This window comes from Streptomyces sp. NPDC006294 (genome assembly GCF_042870895.1).
In the GTDB taxonomy this organism is placed as follows: Bacteria; Actinomycetota; Actinomycetes; order Streptomycetales; family Streptomycetaceae; genus Streptomyces.
The window spans coordinates 100,343-118,419 of sequence record NZ_JBIAHV010000006.1 but is presented as its reverse complement, the minus strand read 5'-3'; the positions used below and the strand labels follow the sequence as shown (position 1 = coordinate 118,419).

At 72.3% G+C, this 18,077-nt stretch carries 15 protein-coding genes; 11 read left to right on the top strand and 4 right to left on the bottom strand.

Annotated elements, in window-relative coordinates; genetic code table 11:
* Positions 1–271 precede the first annotated feature (271 nt).
* From ACFYOP_RS12225 to ACFYOP_RS12190, 8 genes are all read left to right on the top strand, one after another.
* The gene (locus ACFYOP_RS12225) at positions 272–3,955 is read left to right on the top strand and encodes a nitrate reductase subunit alpha (protein WP_356897470.1); all 3,684 of its coding nucleotides are present in this window, start codon (positions 272–274) and stop codon (positions 3,953–3,955) included.
* Complete coding sequence (gene narH / locus ACFYOP_RS12220; protein WP_356897454.1) at positions 3,955–5,679, top strand: nitrate reductase subunit beta; 1,725 nt, start codon at positions 3,955–3,957, stop codon at positions 5,677–5,679. The genes ACFYOP_RS12225 and narH overlap by 1 nt, the downstream gene beginning before the upstream one ends.
* Complete coding sequence (narJ, locus tag ACFYOP_RS12215) at positions 5,676–6,338, top strand: nitrate reductase molybdenum cofactor assembly chaperone (RefSeq protein ID WP_356897453.1); 663 nt, start codon at positions 5,676–5,678, stop codon at positions 6,336–6,338. The genes narH and narJ overlap by 4 nt, the downstream gene beginning before the upstream one ends.
* On the top strand, positions 6,335–7,105 hold the full coding sequence (narI, locus tag ACFYOP_RS12210; protein ID WP_356897452.1) for a respiratory nitrate reductase subunit gamma: 771 nt from the start codon (positions 6,335–6,337) through the stop codon (positions 7,103–7,105). Before narJ ends, narI begins: the two co-directional genes overlap by 4 nt.
* A gap of 664 nt (positions 7,106–7,769) precedes the next feature.
* On the top strand, positions 7,770–8,921 hold the full coding sequence (locus ACFYOP_RS12205) for a polyprenyl synthetase family protein (RefSeq protein WP_356897451.1): 1,152 nt from the start codon (positions 7,770–7,772) through the stop codon (positions 8,919–8,921).
* Positions 8,918–10,462 carry a phytoene desaturase family protein gene (crtI, locus tag ACFYOP_RS12200; RefSeq protein ID WP_356897450.1) on the top strand — a complete coding sequence of 515 codons (1,545 nt, stop codon included), beginning with the start codon at positions 8,918–8,920 and terminating at the stop codon, positions 10,460–10,462. Before ACFYOP_RS12205 ends, crtI begins: the two co-directional genes overlap by 4 nt.
* Positions 10,449–11,444, top strand: coding sequence for a phytoene/squalene synthase family protein (locus ACFYOP_RS12195; protein WP_356897449.1), 996 nt, complete (start codon positions 10,449–10,451; stop codon positions 11,442–11,444). Before crtI ends, ACFYOP_RS12195 begins: the two co-directional genes overlap by 14 nt.
* Positions 11,441–12,439: a DUF5914 domain-containing protein gene (locus ACFYOP_RS12190; RefSeq protein WP_356897448.1), complete on the top strand. Its 999-nt coding sequence runs from the start codon at positions 11,441–11,443 to the stop codon at positions 12,437–12,439. The genes ACFYOP_RS12195 and ACFYOP_RS12190 overlap by 4 nt, the downstream gene beginning before the upstream one ends.
* 27 nt (positions 12,440–12,466) lie before the next feature.
* Here the strand turns inward: ACFYOP_RS12190 and ACFYOP_RS12185 are convergent, their stop codons facing one another.
* The 4 genes from ACFYOP_RS12185 to ACFYOP_RS12170 are packed head-to-tail and all read right to left on the bottom strand — an operon-like array spanning position 12,467 to position 16,222.
* Entirely contained in the window at positions 12,467–14,023 is a 1,557-nt protein-coding gene (locus ACFYOP_RS12185; protein ID WP_356897447.1) for an FAD-dependent oxidoreductase, read from the bottom strand.
* The gene (locus tag ACFYOP_RS12180; RefSeq protein WP_356897446.1) at positions 14,020–14,754 is read right to left on the bottom strand and encodes a methyltransferase domain-containing protein; all 735 of its coding nucleotides are present in this window, start codon (positions 14,752–14,754) and stop codon (positions 14,020–14,022) included. The genes ACFYOP_RS12185 and ACFYOP_RS12180 overlap by 4 nt, the downstream gene beginning before the upstream one ends.
* Positions 14,754–15,974: a lycopene cyclase family protein gene (locus tag ACFYOP_RS12175; protein WP_356897445.1), complete on the bottom strand. Its 1,221-nt coding sequence runs from the start codon at positions 15,972–15,974 to the stop codon at positions 14,754–14,756. Before ACFYOP_RS12175 ends, ACFYOP_RS12180 begins: the two co-directional genes overlap by 1 nt.
* Positions 15,971–16,222, bottom strand: coding sequence for an FAD-dependent oxidoreductase (locus tag ACFYOP_RS12170; RefSeq protein ID WP_388451385.1), 252 nt, complete (start codon positions 16,220–16,222; stop codon positions 15,971–15,973). The genes ACFYOP_RS12175 and ACFYOP_RS12170 overlap by 4 nt, the downstream gene beginning before the upstream one ends.
* Before the next feature lie 429 nt (positions 16,223–16,651).
* Between ACFYOP_RS12170 and ACFYOP_RS12165 the strand changes: the two genes are divergently transcribed.
* Genes ACFYOP_RS12165 through ACFYOP_RS12155 form a run of 3 tightly spaced genes read left to right on the top strand, consistent with a single transcriptional unit; the run spans position 16,652 to position 17,869 of the window.
* Entirely contained in the window at positions 16,652–17,194 is a 543-nt protein-coding gene (locus tag ACFYOP_RS12165) for a sigma-70 family RNA polymerase sigma factor (RefSeq protein ID WP_356897444.1), read from the top strand.
* Positions 17,191–17,688, top strand: coding sequence for a transmembrane transport protein (locus ACFYOP_RS12160; protein WP_356897443.1), 498 nt, complete (start codon positions 17,191–17,193; stop codon positions 17,686–17,688). The genes ACFYOP_RS12165 and ACFYOP_RS12160 overlap by 4 nt, the downstream gene beginning before the upstream one ends.
* A 43-nt stretch (positions 17,689–17,731) precedes the next feature.
* Positions 17,732–17,869, top strand: coding sequence for a hypothetical protein (locus ACFYOP_RS12155; protein ID WP_356897442.1), 138 nt, complete (start codon positions 17,732–17,734; stop codon positions 17,867–17,869).
* Positions 17,870–18,077: the final 208 nt, after the last annotated feature.

The window sequence follows — 18,077 nt, the reverse complement described above, 5'->3', positions numbered from 1 at the left end:
CCTCGCCCGTTCACCATGCCGAGTGCCCGGCCGGGATGGCCCGGTCGGGCACTCGGCAGGGTCCTGCGGGAATCCGGGTAGCCGCGTCCGCGCGCGGACGGCCTCCACCGGCCGCGCCGTGCCGGATCGCGGTGTCACTGTCGACCTTTCGGGGGACGGCGGCCATAGAGTCGTGTGCGGCCGGACTTGATCACGACTCGAACGGGCCGGCGCGCCCGGGGCGGAGTTCACGGTGAGCACGGAGACCAGCCCGGAACGGGCACAGCCGGGCATGGACGGCGAACTGGCACAGGCCCTGGTGCGCAGCCGCCGCTTCTTCACCCGGGCGGAGGTCTCGAAGGATCTGCGCACCCTGCACAAGGCCGGCGGGCGCCAGGCGGACGAGTTCTACCGCGACCGCTGGTCGCACGACAAGGTGGTGCGCTCCACGCACGGGGTGAACTGCACCGGCTCGTGCTCGTGGAAGGTGTATGTCAAGGACGGCATCATCACCTGGGAGGCTCAACAGACCGACTACCCTTCGGTCGGCCCGGACCGCCCCGAGTACGAGCCGCGCGGCTGCCCGCGCGGGGCGGCGTTCTCCTGGTACACCTACTCGCCCACCCGGGTGCGCTACCCGTACGTGCGCGGTGTGCTGCTGCAGATGTACCGCGAGGCCAAGGCCGGCCTCGGCGACCCGGTGGCCGCCTGGGCGGACGTCGTCTCCGACCCGGAACGCGCCCGCCGCTACAAGCGGGCTCGCGGCAGGGGCGGTCTGGTGCGGGCGAGCTGGGACGAGGCGCTCGAGATGGTCGCCGCCGCGCACGTGCACACCATCAAGGAGTACGGGCCGGACCGGCTGGCCGGGTTCTCCCCGATTCCGGCGATGTCGATGGTCTCCCACGCGGCCGGGGCCCGCTTCTATTCGCTGCTCGGCGGGGTGATGCTGTCGTTCTACGACTGGTACGCCGACCTGCCGGTGGCCTCCCCGCAGGTGTTCGGCGACCAGACGGACGTGCCGGAGTCGGGGGACTGGTGGGACGCCGGCTATCTGATCATGTGGGGCTCCAATCTGCCGGTGACCCGCACGCCCGACGCGCACTGGATGGCCGAGGCGCGCTATCGCGGCCAGAAGGTGGTGGCGGTCTCCCCGGACTACGCGGACAACGTGAAGTTCGCCGACGAGTGGCTCGCGGCCCAGCCCGGCACCGACGGCGCCCTCGCCATGGCGATGGGGCACGTGATCCTCAAGGAGTTCTTCGTCGACCGGACCACGCAGCGCTTCACCGACTACGTCAAGCGCTACACCGACCTGCCGTTCCTGGTCGCCCTCGACGAGGTCGAGGGCGAGCCGGGCACGTACACGCCCGGGAAGTTCCTGACCGCCACCGACCTCGGTGGCGAAGCCGCCGGGGCCGAGCACGCCGAGTTCCGGACGGTGCTGCTGGACGCGGCGACCGGGAAGCCGGTGGTGCCGAACGGCACGCTCGGCGACCGCTACGGCCAGTCCGGCGCCGGCAAGTGGAACCTCGACCTCGGCGACACCCGGCCTCTGCTGTCCACGGAGGGCGGCGACGAGGCCCCGGTCGCGGTCGATCTGCCGCGCTTCGACGCCCCCGACGGCAGCGCGGCGCGGCTGCGGCGCGGTGTGCCGGCGCGGCGGGTGGCCGGGCGTCTGGTGACCACGGTGTACGATCTTCTGCTCGCCCAGTACGGGGTTGCTCGCGACGGCCTCCCCGGCCAGTGGCCCACCGGCTACGACGACGCGGAGGAGCCCTACACGCCGGCCTGGCAGGCGGCGATCACCGGGGTGGACGCGGGGAAGGCGGCGCGGATCGCGCGGGAGTTCGCGGCCAACGCCGAGGAGTCCGGCGGCCGTTCGATGATCATCATGGGGGCGGGGACCAACCACTGGTTCCACTCCGACACCATCTACCGGGCTTTTCTGACGCTGACCACGTTGACCGGCTGCCAGGGCGTGAACGGTGGCGGCTGGGCGCACTACGTCGGTCAGGAGAAGGTCCGTCCGATCACCGGCTACTCGGCGATCGCGACGGCTGCCGACTGGAACCGGCCGGCCCGGCAGATGATCCAGACCGCCTACTGGTACCTGCACAGCGACCAGTTCCGCTACGACCCGTTCTCCGCCGACACCCTCGCGGCGGCCGGCGCGGGCGGCCCGTTCGCGGGGAAGTCCACTGCGGACGTCATCGCGCAGTCCGCCCGGATGGGCTGGATGCCGTCGTATCCGACCTTCGACCGCAACCCGCTGGATCTCGCCGACGAGGCCGACAGCGCGGGCCGACCGGTCGCCGACCACGTCGTGGAAGAGCTGAAGGCGGGGCGGCTGCGGTTCGCGGGCGAGGACCCGGACGCGCCCGAGAACTTCCCCCGGGTGCTGACCATCTGGCGAGCCAACCTGTTGGGCTCCTCGGCCAAAGGCAACGAATACTTCCTCAAGCACCTGCTCGGCACCGACCACTCGGTGCGGGCGACCGAGGCGCCGCCGGCCGCCCGTCCGCGGGACGTGGTGTGGCGGGAAGAGGCCCCCGAGGGCAAGCTCGACCTGCTGCTGACCCTGGACTTCCGCATGACCAGCACGACCGTCTTCTCCGACGTCGTCCTGCCCGCCGCCACCTGGTACGAGAAGCACGACCTGTCCAGCACCGACATGCACCCCTTCGTGCACGCCTTCAACCCGGCGATCGCCCCACCCTGGCAGACGCGCACCGACTGGGACGCCTTCCACTCCCTCGCCAGGGAATTCAGTCGCCAGGCCGCCGGTCACCTGGGCGTCCGCAAGGACGTGGTCGCCGCCGCGCTGCAGCACGACACTCCGGACGAGATGGCCAACCCGCACGGCAGGGTGCTCGACTGGAAGGCGGGAGAGTGCGAGCCCGTCCCCGGGCGCACGATGCCGAAGCTGGTGACGGTGGAGCGCGACTACGCGGCCGTCGCCGACAAGATGGCCGGCCTCGGCCCACTGCTCGACACCCTGGGCGCCACCACCAAGGGCGTCACCTTCAAGGTCGACCGCGAGCTGGAGTACCTGCGGCAGAAGAACGGCAGCGTACGCGGTGGCGCGGCCGACGGACGGCCCTCGATCGCCCGCGACACACACGCCTGCGAGGCGATCCTCGCCCTGTCCGGCACCACCAACGGCCACCTCGCCACCCAGGGGTTCCGCACTCTCGAAGCCCGCACCGGCACCCGGCTCGCGGACCTGGCCGCCGAACACGAGGGCAAGCAGATCACCTTCGCCGACACCCAGGCCGCCCCCGTCCCGGTCATCACCTCTCCGGAGTGGTCCGGTTCGGAGACCGGCGGCCGCCGCTACTCGCCGTTCACCGTCAATGTCGAGCGCCTCAAGCCCTGGCACACGCTCACCGGACGCCAGCACTTCTATCTCGACCACGACTGGATGACCGCGCTCGGTGAGCAACTGCCTGTCTACCGGCCTCCGTTGAACATGAACGCCCTGTTCGACGAGCCCCGGATCGGCGAGACGGGAGAACTCGGCGTCACCGTGCGCTATCTGACCCCGCACAACAAGTGGTCCATCCACTCCGAGTACCAGGACAACCTGTTCATGCTCTCGCTGTCCCGGGGCGGTCCGACGATCTGGATGAGCACGCAGGACGCGGCGAAGGTCGGAGTGCAGGACAACGACTGGATCGAGGCGGTCAACCGCAACGGCGTGGTCGCCGCCCGCGCCGTCGTCTCGCACCGCATGCCCGAGGGCACCGTCTACATGCACCACGCCCAGGACCGCCTGATCGACGTGCCCCGCACCGAGACGACCGGACGACGCGGCGGCATCCACAACTCCCTCACCCGTCTGCTGATCAAACCCAGCCACCTCATCGGCGGCTACGCCCAACTCTCCTACGCCTTCAACTACCTCGGCCCCACCGGCAACCAGCGCGACGAGGTCACGGTCATCCGGCGCCGCACGAACCAGGAGGTGACGTACTGATGCCCCGCGGCGAAGCCGCCATCGGACGCGTGATGGCCCAGATGGCGATGGTGATGAACCTCGACAAGTGCATCGGCTGCCACACCTGCTCGGTCACCTGCAAGCAGGCGTGGACCAACCGCAGCGGCGTGGAGTACGTGTGGTTCAACAACGTCGAGACCCGCCCCGGCCAGGGCTACCCCCGCCGTTACGAGGACCAGGACACCTGGAAGGGCGGCTGGGAACTCAACAAGAAGGGCCGCCTCGCGCTGAAGGCGGGCGGCCGGTTCAAGAAGCTGATCCAGATCTTCTCCAACCCCGTGCTGCCGTCCCTCGACGACTACTACGAGCCCTGGACCTATGACTACGAGACCCTGACCAACGCTCCGCTGCAGGAGCACACACCCGTCGCCCGTCCCAAGTCGCTGATCAGCGGCAAGGACATGAAGGTCTCCTGGTCGGCGAACTGGGACGACGACCTCGGCGGATCGGCGGCGACCAGTGAACGGGACGTGCTGCTGAACGAGGTCTCCGAGAAGATCCGGTTCGAGTTCGAGCAGACCTTCATGTTCTACCTGCCGCGGATCTGCGAGCACTGCCTCAACCCGTCCTGCGCGGCCTCCTGTCCCTCCGGCGCGATCTACAAGCGGGAGGAGGACGGCATCGTCCTGGTCGATCAGGACAGGTGCCGCGGCTGGCGGATGTGCGTCACGGGCTGCCCGTACAAGAAGGTGTACTTCAACCACCGCACCGGCAAGGCCGAGAAGTGCACCTTCTGCTTCCCCCGCGTCGAGGTCGGCCTGCCCACCGTCTGCTCCGAGACCTGCGTCGGCCGACTGCGCTATATCGGGCTGATCCTCTACGACGCCGACAAGGTCCTCGAGGCCGCCTCCACCCCCGACGACACCGGCCTGTACGAGGCCCAGCGGCAGGTCTTCCTCGACCCCGACGACCCGCAGGTCATCGCCGAAGCCGAAAGGGCAGGCATCCCCCGCGACTGGATCGAGGCCGCCCGGCGCTCCCCGATCCATGCACTGATCAACACCTACAAGGTGGCCCTGCCGCTGCACCCGGAGTACCGGACGATGCCGATGGTCTGGTACATCCCGCCGCTGTCGCCGGTGGTCGACGCCGTCCGTGACGCCGGCCGCGACGGCGAGGATCATCAGAACCTCTTCGCGGCCGTCGAGTCCCTGCGCATCCCCGTCGGCTACCTCGCGCAGCTGTTCACCGCGGGCGATCCGCAGCCGGTGGACGCGGTCCTGCGCCGCCTGGCTGCCATGCGCTCGTACATGCGCGACATCAACCTCGGCCGTGAGCCGAACGATGCCATCCCCGAGGAGGTCGGGATGACGGGGGAGCAGGTGTACGACATGTACCGGCTCCTGGCCCTGGCCAAGTACGACGAGCGCTACGTCATCCCGCCCGCCCACGCCGAACAGGCGCACAAACTCGAAGAGCTGGCCACCGAGTGCAGCCTCGACTACGAGGGCGGCCCCGGCATGGGAGGCTCGGGCCCCTTCGGCGAGACGTCCGGCGGTGCCGCCCCGATCGCGGTGGAGAACTTCCACGCCCTGCGTGACCGGCAGACCGCCGACACGTCGGCCGCGCCCGGTGACAAGGCCACCCGGGTCAACCTCCTCAACTGGGACGGAAAGAGCTCTCCACCAGGCCTGTTCCCGGACAAACCGTCCGGCGGCGGCGCCGACACGGACAGCGGCGGGGAGGTCGAGCCGAAGCCATGAAGTGGAAGAACTCACGCACGGCCCGGCCGGAGCCCTGGCTCTCCGACGCCTGGCAGGCCCAGTCCCTGTTGCTCGCCTACCCGGACGAGGAGTTCGAGCAGCGCCTGGCCCTGGCCGCCCGGGTCGCCGCCACCCTGCCGGACCCGGTCGCCCGCCCCCTGCTGCGCTTCACCGCCCACGCCGAGCAGACCGCCCCTGCGGACCTGGCCGCCGCCTATGTGGCCACCTTCGACCACCGCAAGCGTTGTTGCCTCTACCTGACGTACTACGCGCACGGCGACACCAGGAAGCGCGGCATCGGCCTGCTGCGGCTGAAGCAGACCTACACCGCGGCCGGATGGCGCCTGGGCGACGACGAACTGCCCGATCACCTCGCCGTCGTCCTCGAATTCGCCGCCACCGACCCCGCCGCCGGAGCACGCCTGCTCACCGAACACCGCGCCGGCCTGGGACTGCTGCGCCTTGCCCTGAACGACGACGGATCGCCCTGGGCCCAGGTGCTGGACTCCGTCTCCGCCACCCTGCCCGCCCTCGCCGGCGACGACCGCGAAGCCGTCCTGCGCCTGGCCGCCGAGGGGCCGCCCGAGGAACAGGTCGGCCTCGATCCTTACGCATCCCCCGTGTTCCTGCCCGACCCCGTCGTAGGAGGTCCCCGATGACCGAGCCCGCGCAGCCCCTCCCCCTGGCGGCGGAGGCAGGCACCGGCGACATCCTGCTGTGGGTCGTCCTGCCCTACGTCGTCCTCGCGGTGTTCGTCCTCGGCCACGTCTGGCGCTACCGCTACGACAAGTTCGGCTGGACCACCCGCTCCTCCCAGCTCTACGAAAGCCGGCTGCTGCGCATCGGCAGCCCGCTGTTCCACTTCGGCATCCTCGTCGTCCTGATCGGCCACATCGGCGGACTGGTCATCCCCAAGAGCTGGACCGGATCGGTCGGCATCAGCGAGCACACGTACCACGTCGGCGCGGTCGTCCTCGGAACCGTCGCAGGCGTCGCCACACTCGGCGGAATCGCAGTCCTGATCTACCGCCGCCGCACCGTCGGCCCCGTCTTCTCCGCCACCACCCGCAACGACAAGGCCATGTACGTCTCCCTGACCGTGACGATCGTGCTCGGCCTGGCGGCCACGGTGGCCGCGAACATCACGGGCGGCGGCTACGACTACCGCGAGACCATCTCGCCCTGGTTCCGATCCATCTTCTACCTACAGCCGGACCCCGCCCTGATGACCGGTGCCCCCGTTCTGTTCCAGCTGCACGCGATCAGCGCCCTGCTGCTCTTCGCGGCCTGGCCCTTCACCCGCCTCGTGCACATGCTCACCGCACCGCTGGGCTACTTGACCCGGCCGTACATCGTCTACCGCAGCCGTGACATCCAGCTGGGCGCCCGGGCCCCGCATCGTGGTTGGGAACGTACGGGGTCATAAGCGGTCGCCCCTGTGACCGGCAGTGATCGGCCTGGAGTCGGATGACGGCCGTCCGGACTCGGTGTTGTCCCGGCGAAGCCGACGGCAGCGGCAGCGTCCACCGCATCCCAGACCCGATGGACGTGCGTCATGTCCGTGGTCGGCGCGGCGGTGAGGCCGATCGTGACGGACTGCCCCTCGGCGAGGACACGGCTGACGGCCTTCAGCGGCATGTGCGTCTGCTCGTGCGGACGGCGCACGAGCAGCGCGTCGTTCGTTCCGGTTCGGCAGCTCGCACCCGGGACACCATGCCGACCAAGATCGCCGAGCACAGGACCCGCTGAAGGAGCGAGCGCCTCGTACCGCCCGGCCGGGCGGAGCCGGGGATGCGGTGCTTCCATGGTCCTCGGCAGCCATGCTCCGCAGCAGGGCCGGTCCCGCCGCCGGCTTGCCCGCAGCCACCCGCACCGCGCGGACGGTGCGACGACTCGACCGGCTCGCCGCTCTGGACCGGCATGCCGCGGAGCACACGCGGTGACACACCGCCATGTGCCCCACGCCGCGGCACCCATCGGGTGAGCCTCCACTCGGGCAGGCCCGGCACCGGGCATGGATCAACGCATCCACATGTGGGCCGGCGGCAGAAGCGCTGGTGCAGGTGACGAAGAGCAAGAAGGGACCGGGCATGCATGGACTGCGACCGACGGTGTCCGATCCGACCGGACCGGCCGGGCTCCTCGGCGACCCGCTCACCGCCGCCGACGCCATCGGGGCCGCCCAGCACGTCCTGGAGGGATTCCTCGACGAGGAACTGCGCCGGGCCCGCGAGGTGGACCCGCTCTTCGCCCGCGACGTGGCCGACCGTGTCGGCGCGTTCGTCCGGCGCGGCGGGAAACGGCTGCGAACGGGGTTCGTGTGGTGCGGATGGCGGGCGGCGGGAGGCTCGGGCGACGCCACGGCTGTTCTGCGCACCGGAGCCGCGATCGAAGTGCTGCAGGCATGTGCTCTCCTGCACGACGACGTGATGGACGGATCGCCGCTCCGGCGCGGATCGCCGGCGATGCACGTCGAACTCGCCCGCATGCACCGGAGCGCGCGGATGAACGGCTCACCGGAAGCCTTCGCCACCGCCGCCACAGTGCTCGCCGGCGATCTGGCGCTGGCCTGGGCGGACGACCTGCTGACGGAAACGGCGCTCGGCTCCACGCACGGACCTCGCCTGTACCGCGAGTGGCGGGCCATGCGCGGTGAGATGGTCGCCGGGCAGTACCGCGACATCCACGCCCAGGCGTCCGGCGCCTCCGGCGTCGAGGAGGCGGTGACCATCGCCACCCTCAAGAGCGCCCTGTACACGGTCGAGCGGCCGCTCGCGCTGGGCGCGTCGCTGACCGCGGCCGACGAGCACGTCCTTGACGCCCTGCGTTCCGCCGGCCGCTGCGCGGGGCTCGCCTTCCAGCTGCGCGACGACCTCCTCGGCGCCTTCGGCGACCCGTCGCTGACAGGCAAACCGGCCGGCGACGACCTGCGGACGCGCAAGCTCACCTATCTGCTCGCCGTTGCCGCCAGGCTCGCCGACGCCTCCGGGGACGAGCAGGCCGCGCTCGCGCTCGCACCCGACACCAGCCGCCGGTCCGACGACGCCGTCGAGCGCATGCGGGCGGCGCTGGAGCGGACCGGAGCCCGGGCCGTGGTGGAGTCGAAGGTCGCCGAACTGGCGGCCACGAGCATGCGGTACTTCGAGACCACCGGCGCGGACCAATCCGTGAAGGCGGAGTTCGCCGTGATGCTCGAACGCGCCTCGGGCGTCGCTCCTGACCGCGGTGGGGAGGGTCTGTGAGGACCGTGGCGGGACCGACCGACCATGTCGTCGTGGTGGGCGCCGGACTGTCCGGGCTCGCCTGCACCCTCCATCTCCTGGGTGCCGGCCGGCGGGTCACGGTCGTCGAACGGGACGCCGGTCCGGGCGGCCGCGCGGGCCGTGCCCGGCTCGGCGGGTTCCAGCTGGACACCGGCCCCACGGTGCTGACCATGCCGCATCTGGCCGACGAGGCCTTCGCGGCGGTCGGCGACAGCCTCGCCCGACGCGTCGAGCTGGTGGCGCTGCACCCGGCCTACCGGGCCTGCTTCGCGGACGGCACCTCGCTCGACGTCCACACCGACGGCGAGGCGATGGAGGCAGAGGTCCGGCGCTTCGCCGGACCCGCGGAGGCAGCGGGCTACCGCGGACTGCGGCACTGGCTGGAGCGGCTGTACAAGGCGCAGATGCGGCGCTTCATCGACACCAACTTCGACTCGCCCTTCCAGCTGCTGCACCCGGACCTGGCCCGCCTGGCGGCGCTGGGCGGCTTCGGGCGTCTGGACGACCGCATCGGCCGCCACCTCGCCGACCCCCGCCTGCGCCGGGTCTTCTCCTTCCAGTCCCTGTACGCCGGAGTGGCACCAGCCCGGGCCCTCGCGGCCTACGCCGTGATCGCCTACATGGACACCGTGGCCGGCGTCTGGTTCCCCAGGGGCGGGATGCACGCGCTGCCCCGCGCCATGGCCGACGCGGCGTCCGACGCCGGTGCCGGCTTCCGGTGGTCGGCCGAGGTGAGCCGACTGGAACGTCTCGCCGGCCGGGTGCGTGCCGTACACCTGTCGTCGGGCGAACGGATCGCCTGCGACGCGGTGGTGCTGACCTGTGAACTGAGCTCGGCGCACCGGCTTCTGGGGCGTGCCCCCAGGCGGGCGGTGCGGCTGCGTCACTCGCCGTCCGCGGTCGTCCTGCACGCCGGAACGGACCGCACCTGGCCCGGCCTCTCCCACCACACGCTGTCCTTCGGTACGGCGTGGGAGCGCACGTTCGACGAACTGACCCGCTCGGGACGGCTGATGAGCGACCCGTCGCTGCTGATCACCCGGCCGACGGCACACGATTCCTCCCTCGCGCCGCCCGGCCGGCATCTCCACTACATCCTGGCGCCCTGTCCGAACACCGAGGTCGGCCCCTCCGCCGCGGCCTGGCACGACCTGGGCCCGCGTTACCGCGACAGCCTGGTCGCCGAGCTGGAGCGCCGTGGCCTCGACGGGTTCGCGGGCAGCATCCAGGAGGAGCTCGTGGTGACCCCGCTGGACTGGACGGCACAGGGCCATGCGGCGGGCAGCCCCTTCTCGGTCTCCCACACCTTCGCCCAGACCGGCCCGTTCCGTCCGCGCAACCTGGTACGCGGGCTGGACAACGTCGTCCTGGCGGGCTGCGGGACCACCCCCGGCGTCGGGGTGCCGACGGTGCTCATCAGCGGCAGACTCGCCGCCGCCCGCATCACCGGCGGCGTCGGCCGCCGTGCCGCGCGCGCAGCGCTTCCTTCGACCGTGGCAGGTGCCGATGACCCGTCGTGAACTGGACGCCGCCGAGATCACCGATCCCTCGCTCCGCGCCGCCTACACCCACTGCCGGCAGCTGAACGCCCGTCACGGCCGGACCTACTTCCTGGCCACCCGCCTGCTGCCGGTCGAGCACCGCTCCGCCGTGCACGCGCTGTACGGCTTCGCCCGTTGGGCGGACGACATCGTGGACGATCTCGACCGCCGCCGGCCGGCGGAGGAGCGTGACCGGCTGCTGCGGCGCCTGGAGGACGACCTGGCTCGCGGGTTGCGTACCGGCGGTGGGCAGGAGCCCGTGGTCCGGGCCGTGGCCGACACCGCCGGCCGCTACGGCATCGACCCCACGCTGTTCGCCGACTTCATGGCCTCGATGCGCAGCGACCTGAGCGTCACCGACTATCCGACCTACGCGGATCTGCGCGTGTACATGCACGGTTCGGCCGCGGTGATCGGGCTGCAGATGCTGCCGGTGCTGGGCACGGTCGTTCCTCGCGAGGAGGCGGCGCCGCACGCGGCAGCCCTGGGTGTGGCCTTCCAGCTCACCAACTTCCTGCGGGACGTGGGAGAGGACCTCGACCGCGGCCGCGTCTACCTGCCGGCGGATCTGCTCGCCGGTCACGGCGTGGACCGGCCGTTGCTGGAGTGGAGCCGCCGCACGGGACGCCGGGATCCGCGGATCCGCGCGGCGCTCGTCGCCGCCGAGGCCATGACGAGGGACGTCTACCGGGAGGCGGCCCCGGGCATCGCCATGCTCGATCCGCGGGTGCGGCCCTGCATCCGTACCGCGTTCGTCCTCTACGGCGGGATCCTCGATGCGATCGCGCACCACGACTACGCCGTGCTGCACCGTCGTTCGGCGGTGTCGCGCGGTCGCCGTGCCGCCGCAGCCGCGGCGGGGGCCGCGCAGGTGGCCGGAGCGCGGTGGCGCGCCCGCGTCACGCGGCCGGCTTCTTCGCCGAGCGGCACGGCACTGGAGCGGAAGGGACCCGTGCGGTGAGCGAGCGCGCGGGCTGGAGACCGCCACTGCGGCGGCGGCGCGGCTCCGACTGGGCGGCGCAGAGGCCGACCTGGCAGGAGGCACGACCGGCGGTGATCGCCGACGCCCTCGAGCGGGCCCGCGCACGTCGCTCCGGCAACTGGTTCGTGGTCGGCGCCTCCCGCGACATCCGCGCCGACGGCCGCCCGTACGGCAGGACGGTGGGCGGCGTCGAGGTCGTGCTGTGGCGCTCGGACACGGGCGGCCTGCACGCCGGTCCGGGCGCCTGCCCGCACCTCGGCGCTCCGCTGCGCAGGAGCCGGGTGGTGTGCGGCACGCTGGTGTGCCACTGGCACGGCCTGGCCCTCACCGGCGCCCCGTACGCCGGCTGGGACCCGTATCCGGTCCACGACGACGGCGTGCTGGTGTGGGTCCGGCTGGACACGGTCGGCGGCGAGGAGCCGTCGGAGCGCCCTGTGGTGCCGGCGCGTCCCGAGGCGGGCCGCGGGGTGGATGCCGTGTTCACGGCGGTGGGGCGGTGCGAACCGCAGGACGTGGTGGCCAACCGGCTCGACCCGTGGCACGGCTCGTGGTTCCATCCGTACTCGTTCGTCGACCTCACTGTGGCGCGGCAGCCGCAGGGCGAGGAGGACGACGCCTTCGTCGTGGACGTCTCCTTCCGGGTGACCGGTCGTCTGGTGGTACCGGTGCGGGCCGAGTTCACCGCACCCGGGCCGCGTACGGTCGTCATGCGCATCACCGAGGGCGAGGGGCGCACCTCCGTGGTGGAGACCCATGCCACGCCACTGACGGGTACCGGGGACGAGCGGCCGAGGACCGTGGTGGTGGAGGCGGTCGTCGCCGTGTCGGACCGGCGGGGCTTCGCGCTGGCCAGGGCCGCCGCGCCCGCCCTGCGCCCGCTGATGCTCCGGACGGCCGGCCGCCTGTGGCGCGACGACCTGGCCTACGCCGAACGGCGCTGGGCGCTGCGCAGCGCGGGCCGCTTCCCCGGATGAGTCCGGCGGCCGCGGTGCCGGGCCGGCTCAGCGTGCCGCGAGGGCCGCGAGGGCCCGCAGTACGGCGGAGCGACCGGCGCGAGGGACCGTCCACAGCACTTGGCCCCGGACGCCGCGGTCGGCGAGCAGCGCGCCCGCTGCCAGGAAGCCGGTGGTGGCGGCGCGTTCCATCAGGGCCACGGGGAGGTCGCAGCGGATCGCGTCACCGGCCAGCGTCAGCCACGGGTGCGGGGTGCGCACGGTGGGACGCCGGTGGTGGGCGCCGACGGGGAAGAGCGGGCAGTCCGAGCGCCACTCGTGCCGCGCGTCCACGATCCGCGCGTCGCGGGTCTCCGGGTACACCTGGTGCAGACGGTCGACGAGCCGGCTCTGCACCTTCTGCGGTTCCTCGTCGGCGGCGAGGGCGTACGCGTGCAGTTCCACCACCGAGCCCGCGTTCCGCGCGGCCCAGCGGGCGGCCTCGCCCTCGTACCGTTCCAGGACGCTGATGTTGTCGAGGCCGTCGTATCCGCTGGTGCCCAGGAACCCGGCACGTTCCGCGCGTACCGGCCGGTCGAGCCAGAGCCGGGAGACGAGGAACGGCGGGGCGGTCCGCAGGGCGGCGATGTCGTCGCGCCAGGCGGCGGTGCCCAGGGCGGGTGACCCGGCGACGACCTGGCGCAGCGCGCCGGGGTCGAGGGCGAGTACCACCGCCTCGTGGCGGTCCACGCCGGTGTCGGTCCGCACCTCCGCTCCCCCGCCGTCGCACGGGTGGACACCGTGCACCGGTGTGCCGGTGCGTACGTTCGCTCCCAGGCGCTGGAGATAGTCGCCGAGCGGCTCCCAGAGGGCCTGTGGGAAGGGCTCGTTCGGCACGTCGAAGAGCAGGCCCTCGGCCGAGCCGAGGAAATAGATGTGGAACATCAGCAGCAGTTCGGCGGCGGACAGTTCGCGGGGGTCGGCGAAGAAGCTGCGGGAGAACACCTCGAACGCGAGATGGTGCGCGGCTTCGGGAAAGCGGACACGTCGCAGGAAGCACGTGGCGCTGACGCCGTCGAAGCGTTCGTAGACCTCGGGCACGCGCACGTCGAGGAGCGGCAGGGCCTCACGGGGGGCCATCGCGGCGAGGTCACGCCAGCCGAAGGCGGGGCTGAGAGCGACGAATCCGAGCGCGCTGAACGGCGGGGTCCGGGGAACGGAGGCGAAACTGTCGGTCAGGCCACCGCTGTGCCGCAGGGGATAGTCGGGCAGGGCGGTGAGCCTCGTGAGGGCGGGGTCGGTACGCCGCAGCAGGCCGCGGAGGTTGTAGTACTGGCGGAAGAAGGCGTGGAACCCTCGGCTCATGGTCACCACGGAGCCGTCGGCCAGGCGGGTACGGTGGCCGGCGAGACGGCCCCCGAGTGCCGCCTCCCGTTCGTAGAGGGTCACGCGGGCGCCGCGTTCGGCCAGCAGGGTGGCCGCGGCAAGACCGGCGATCCCGCCGCCGACGACGGCGGCGGACGGCGCGTCCGCGCGCGCGAACCGGTCCCGGCCGGGGGCCGGCATCACGACCGCGGTCCTGCGGTCACGGCCGCGTCGAACGGTGCGGTGCGCGGAAGCGCTCATCGGGCGGACTCCCCTGCCGCGTCGGAGCCGTTGCGGGCCAGGAAGGTGTGCACGATGCCGGTCTGCCACCCGGCCACCGGGGCCGCGCGCACGGCCGTGAAACCCGCGCGCGTCAGCCGGCCGGTGAAGTCCGGGACGGTGTCGAAGGCGAGGACGCTGCGCCACAGGTGGTGGTACAGGGCACGGTCGCCGCTGAGCGTGCCTGCCGGGATGATCACTCCCCGGCAGACGGCGGTCCACAGGGCCCGGTGGGCCGGCGAGCCGCTGAGGCTGTACTCGTGCACGGCGAGCCGTCCACCCGGTCGCAGCAGGACCCGGAGGTTCGCGAGGATCCGGTCGGGGAGGGTGACGTTGCGGAACAGGTAGGCGGCGAACACCGCGTCGAAGGGGCCTTCTTCCCCGGCGGTGGCCACTTCTTCGGCGGTCAGGTGCAGAAAACGCACGTGGGTGGGCCACGGTTTGGCGAGCGCGCGTCGCAGCATCCCGGCGGAGGCGTCGACGGCTGTGATCCGGGCGTGGGGCGCGGCCCGCAGCAGCGCCCGGGTGGACGCACCGGTGCCGCAACCGAGGTCGAGCACGTGCAGCCCGGCGCCCGCACGTGGCAGCCGGAGCCGGCGTGCCGAGCGCGTGAGATCGGCGCGGTAGCCGGGATTCAGGGATGTGAGGCGGTCGTAGGAGTGCGAGGCGTGGTCGAAGGCACGCGCCAGATCGCGGTCGCGCAGCAGGGTCATCAGCGGCTCTCTCCGAACGGGAAGGCGGGGCGGGGACGACGACGCAGGAAGGGAAGCTCGACGGCGGTCCGCAGCATCGGCCCGACAGGGGTGCGCAGGCCGATGCCCCACTCCTCCCACGGCGACGTGGCGCCGTCGAGGAAGCGCAGCAGGCGTTCGGGCGGTGTGCTGCGGAAGAGACGGGTGAAGAAGTCGGGGCCGTCGATCCGCCCGCTGTCCAGGGCCCGCAGCAGCACCGCGTCCATGGCCAGCGCGCGGCGCCCATGGGGCGGGGGTACGAGCGCCCGCCCGTCGCGCAGGGCGTCGGCGATGGCGCGGCTCTGCCGCTGTACGGCGGCGAAGGTGTAACCGGTCGCCGGGCGGGTGGCGCCGCCGGCGGTCCCGATGCGGAAGGCGCCGGACCCGGCCCGGCGAGGGAAGCGTGCGTCGGTCATGGGGATGACGCCCTGCTCCGTGGCTTCCACGGCGAGCGCGCCGAGGCCGAGGACGTCGCGGCTGTAGTGGTCGAGCGCCGACTCGTAGGCCTCGGTGGTCAGCGGTGTCCGGGAGAACTCGGTGTACTCGACGAGCGCTCGGTCCGGCGCCAGCGGCAGGACGTAGCCGAAGGCGAGCCCGTGGCGGGGCTGCGGCACCCGGAAGTCCATGAGATCCGCGACCGCTGGGTCGAAGCGGTCCGCGGCCGTGCGCACGAACCAGCCACGGAAGTGCTGCAGCAGCAGCGTCCGGGCCGGCGGCAGCGTGCGCAGGGGGCGGGAGTCGAACACGTGGCGGGCGCGGAGTGTCAGCACTCGTCCGTCGGGGGCCGAGCAGCGGACTTCCGCCCCGCCGGCGACGTGGTGTACCGCCTCTGCCGTCGCGCGCAGTACGCGCGCGCCGGGGCTCCCGGCGAGGCGGGAGTGCACCAGCTGCTCGAACTGCGTGGACCGCAGCATGCGGTAGCGCAGCGGGGCCGGGTCGACGGTGACCGCACCGCCGTCGGGGCCATGGATCCGCAGCCGGGACCAGGAGGCGCTGACCGCTTCGTCGAAGTCTGCGTTGCCCTGGTCCCAGTAGCACCAGGTTCGCTCGGGCGGCCGTAACGGGCCGTCCGGCGGCTCCACGACGGTCACGGTGGCGGTGCCGGTCCGCGTCAGCCGGTGCGCGAGGCTGAGTCCGGCCGCCCCGCCGCCCACGACGATCACGTCGGGCTCACCCTCGGGACCCGCGGCGTGCCGGTTCACCTGGCCGACGTGGTCACGGCCGGGCCGGACTGCCTGTCGGCGGGACAGGAGGTGTCGGGCACCTGGCATCCCCGGTCCGGCGGGGATCCGTCCCGCCGGCCCGTACGCGTCCGGCCACCCGCGCCGTCGGACGCCTCGACCGGAGCGACACGATGTCCGGCACGGCACGGGTCCGGAGCGCAGGCGAGACCGGCGGGTCCGGCACTGGCCACGACTGTGTCCCGGCGGCCACGTTGATGAACGGTCATGTTGCTCCTCCTCCGCCACGATTACGTCTACATCGGGCATGCCCTCCCGCCGCTCAGGCTCGCCCGGCGCACGGCCGGCTCAGTCGGTCGTGCACCCAGGCCCGACTCTGCACCGCCTTCCGTCGCCCCGGTGGCCCGCGGTGCGTGGAACGGACCACTCGATGCTGCGTCCGGTTCACCCCACCATGACCGGAGGCATGTCGTGTTCCGTCCTGCGCGCACTCATCGTCCACGTGATCGTGCTGCTCCTGCCGGCGGCCGGCCGGGACGGGGCCGGTGGCGGCGACGGCCTTGCGCGTCGGGTGCGCTGCTCCTGGCGCGATCGGGTGCCACCGCCGCACCCTGGCCAGGGGGGACCGTTCTTGTGAACCTTTCCGGCTGGAATGCCGACTGTCTGTGTGACGGATGGCGCGGGGCAGGGAGATGCAGGTGAGCGACGACGTGCACGACGGGCTGCTGGTGGTGCGCTGCCAGCTCGGGGAGCGGGAGGCGTTCCGCGAGCTGGTGGGTGCCTGGCATGGCCCGCTGTGCCGCTACCTGCGCGGGATGGTCGGCTCACCGCATCTCGCGGACGACCTGGCACAGGAGGTGTGGATCGCGGTGATGCGAGGCCTGCCGCGCCTGCGGCAGCCGGAGCGGTTCGCCCCATGGCTGTTCACCATCGCCCGGCGCGCGGTCACCGACCACCTGCGTCGGATGTACCGGGCTCCGGAGACGTCCATGGACGTGGTGGGCGACGTCGTCGCCGACGACGAGCTCGGCGGCGTCTTGACCACCGTGCAGATCGAAGCCGGCCTTTCCGGGGTGCCGCCCCTGGAGCGCGAGGCGCTGATCCTGTTCCACCTTCAGGATCTGCCGCTGACCGCCTGTGCGGAGGTGCTCGGCGTACCGCCAGGCACGGTCAAGAGCCGGCTGCACCGGGCGCGACGCATGTTGCGGACCACCCTTGCGGAGAGGGGATACGAGGCATGAGTGAGCAGACCCCCGCAGCTCAGCGGGGAGTGCCCGAGGAGCTGGAGCGCGCACTGGCCGCGGAGGTGTCGCTGCGCTCCCGGATGCGCCACCTCGCGGTGGGGCTGGCGGGTGGGTGCGCGGCGACACTGATCGCGGTGCTGTGGGCGACCGAGCCGGCTCCGCTGCCCGCCCGCACGCAGGTGGCCTTCGCCGGACTGATCGCCCTCGGGGCGGCCTGGGCCGGCCTGGCCGGATGGATACTGAGCAGGCGGCGACCGCTGTTCGCCCGGGACCGGGTGCTGGGCGCTCGTCTCGCGCTCGGGGCGACCGTGCTGACCGCCATCGCGGGGACGGCGCTGGCCGCCGTGCGCGGCGCCACCGCCGACGTGCTGGTCACCGCCCTGGGCGGGGTCCTCTTCACCGCCGCGGCAGTTCTCGTCCTGGTACGGGCACAGTCCCGCCGCCGTGAACTGCTGCGACTGCGGGATGCCCTGCGACGACACGACTCCTGAAACCCGACCGATCCGAGATCACCCCCATCGTCAAGGAGATCGAATGAACAACAAGACCGCTCCCATCGGCCCGCTGGCCTGCGCCCTCCGCCTGAGCGGAGCAGGCAAGCGCACGGTCCTGCTGCTCGCGGCACTGGCCGGCGCCGCCCTGCTCACCGGGGTCGGCCTGCTCCTGACCTGAGCGACCAGACCCGCCGGTCCCGCAGCTCGAACCTCGATGACACCCGCTCGAAGTCCGGTGACACAGGACGATCTTCTCGATCAGATGCGGCCTCGCGCGAGCCGGTCCAAGCTGCCTGTGTGCCCCGCCACACGTACCACCGGAGGAAACGCAGCCGTCGCCCCATTGGGGGATGACGACCGACAGGCAAGCACGTACTGCAGAGAGG

Coding starts and splice junctions, on each gene's coding strand:
- ACFYOP_RS12225 (WP_356897470.1), top strand. CDS start 272: ATGGACGGCGAACTGGCACAGGCCCTGGTGCGCAGCCGCCGCTTCTTC.
- narH (WP_356897454.1), top strand. CDS start 3,955: ATGCCCCGCGGCGAAGCCGCCATCGGACGCGTGATGGCCCAGATGGCG.
- narJ (WP_356897453.1), top strand. CDS start 5,676: ATGAAGTGGAAGAACTCACGCACGGCCCGGCCGGAGCCCTGGCTCTCC.
- narI (WP_356897452.1), top strand. CDS start 6,335: ATGACCGAGCCCGCGCAGCCCCTCCCCCTGGCGGCGGAGGCAGGCACC.
- ACFYOP_RS12205 (WP_356897451.1), top strand. CDS start 7,770: ATGCATGGACTGCGACCGACGGTGTCCGATCCGACCGGACCGGCCGGG.
- ACFYOP_RS12195 (WP_356897449.1), top strand. CDS start 10,449: ATGACCCGTCGTGAACTGGACGCCGCCGAGATCACCGATCCCTCGCTC.
- ACFYOP_RS12185 (WP_356897447.1), bottom strand. CDS start 14,023: ATGAGCGCTTCCGCGCACCGCACCGTTCGACGCGGCCGTGACCGCAGG.
- ACFYOP_RS12180 (WP_356897446.1), bottom strand. CDS start 14,754: ATGACCCTGCTGCGCGACCGCGATCTGGCGCGTGCCTTCGACCACGCC.
- ACFYOP_RS12170 (WP_388451385.1), bottom strand. CDS start 16,222: ATGACCGTTCATCAACGTGGCCGCCGGGACACAGTCGTGGCCAGTGCC.
- ACFYOP_RS12160 (WP_356897443.1), top strand. CDS start 17,191: ATGAGTGAGCAGACCCCCGCAGCTCAGCGGGGAGTGCCCGAGGAGCTG.
- ACFYOP_RS12155 (WP_356897442.1), top strand. CDS start 17,732: ATGAACAACAAGACCGCTCCCATCGGCCCGCTGGCCTGCGCCCTCCGC.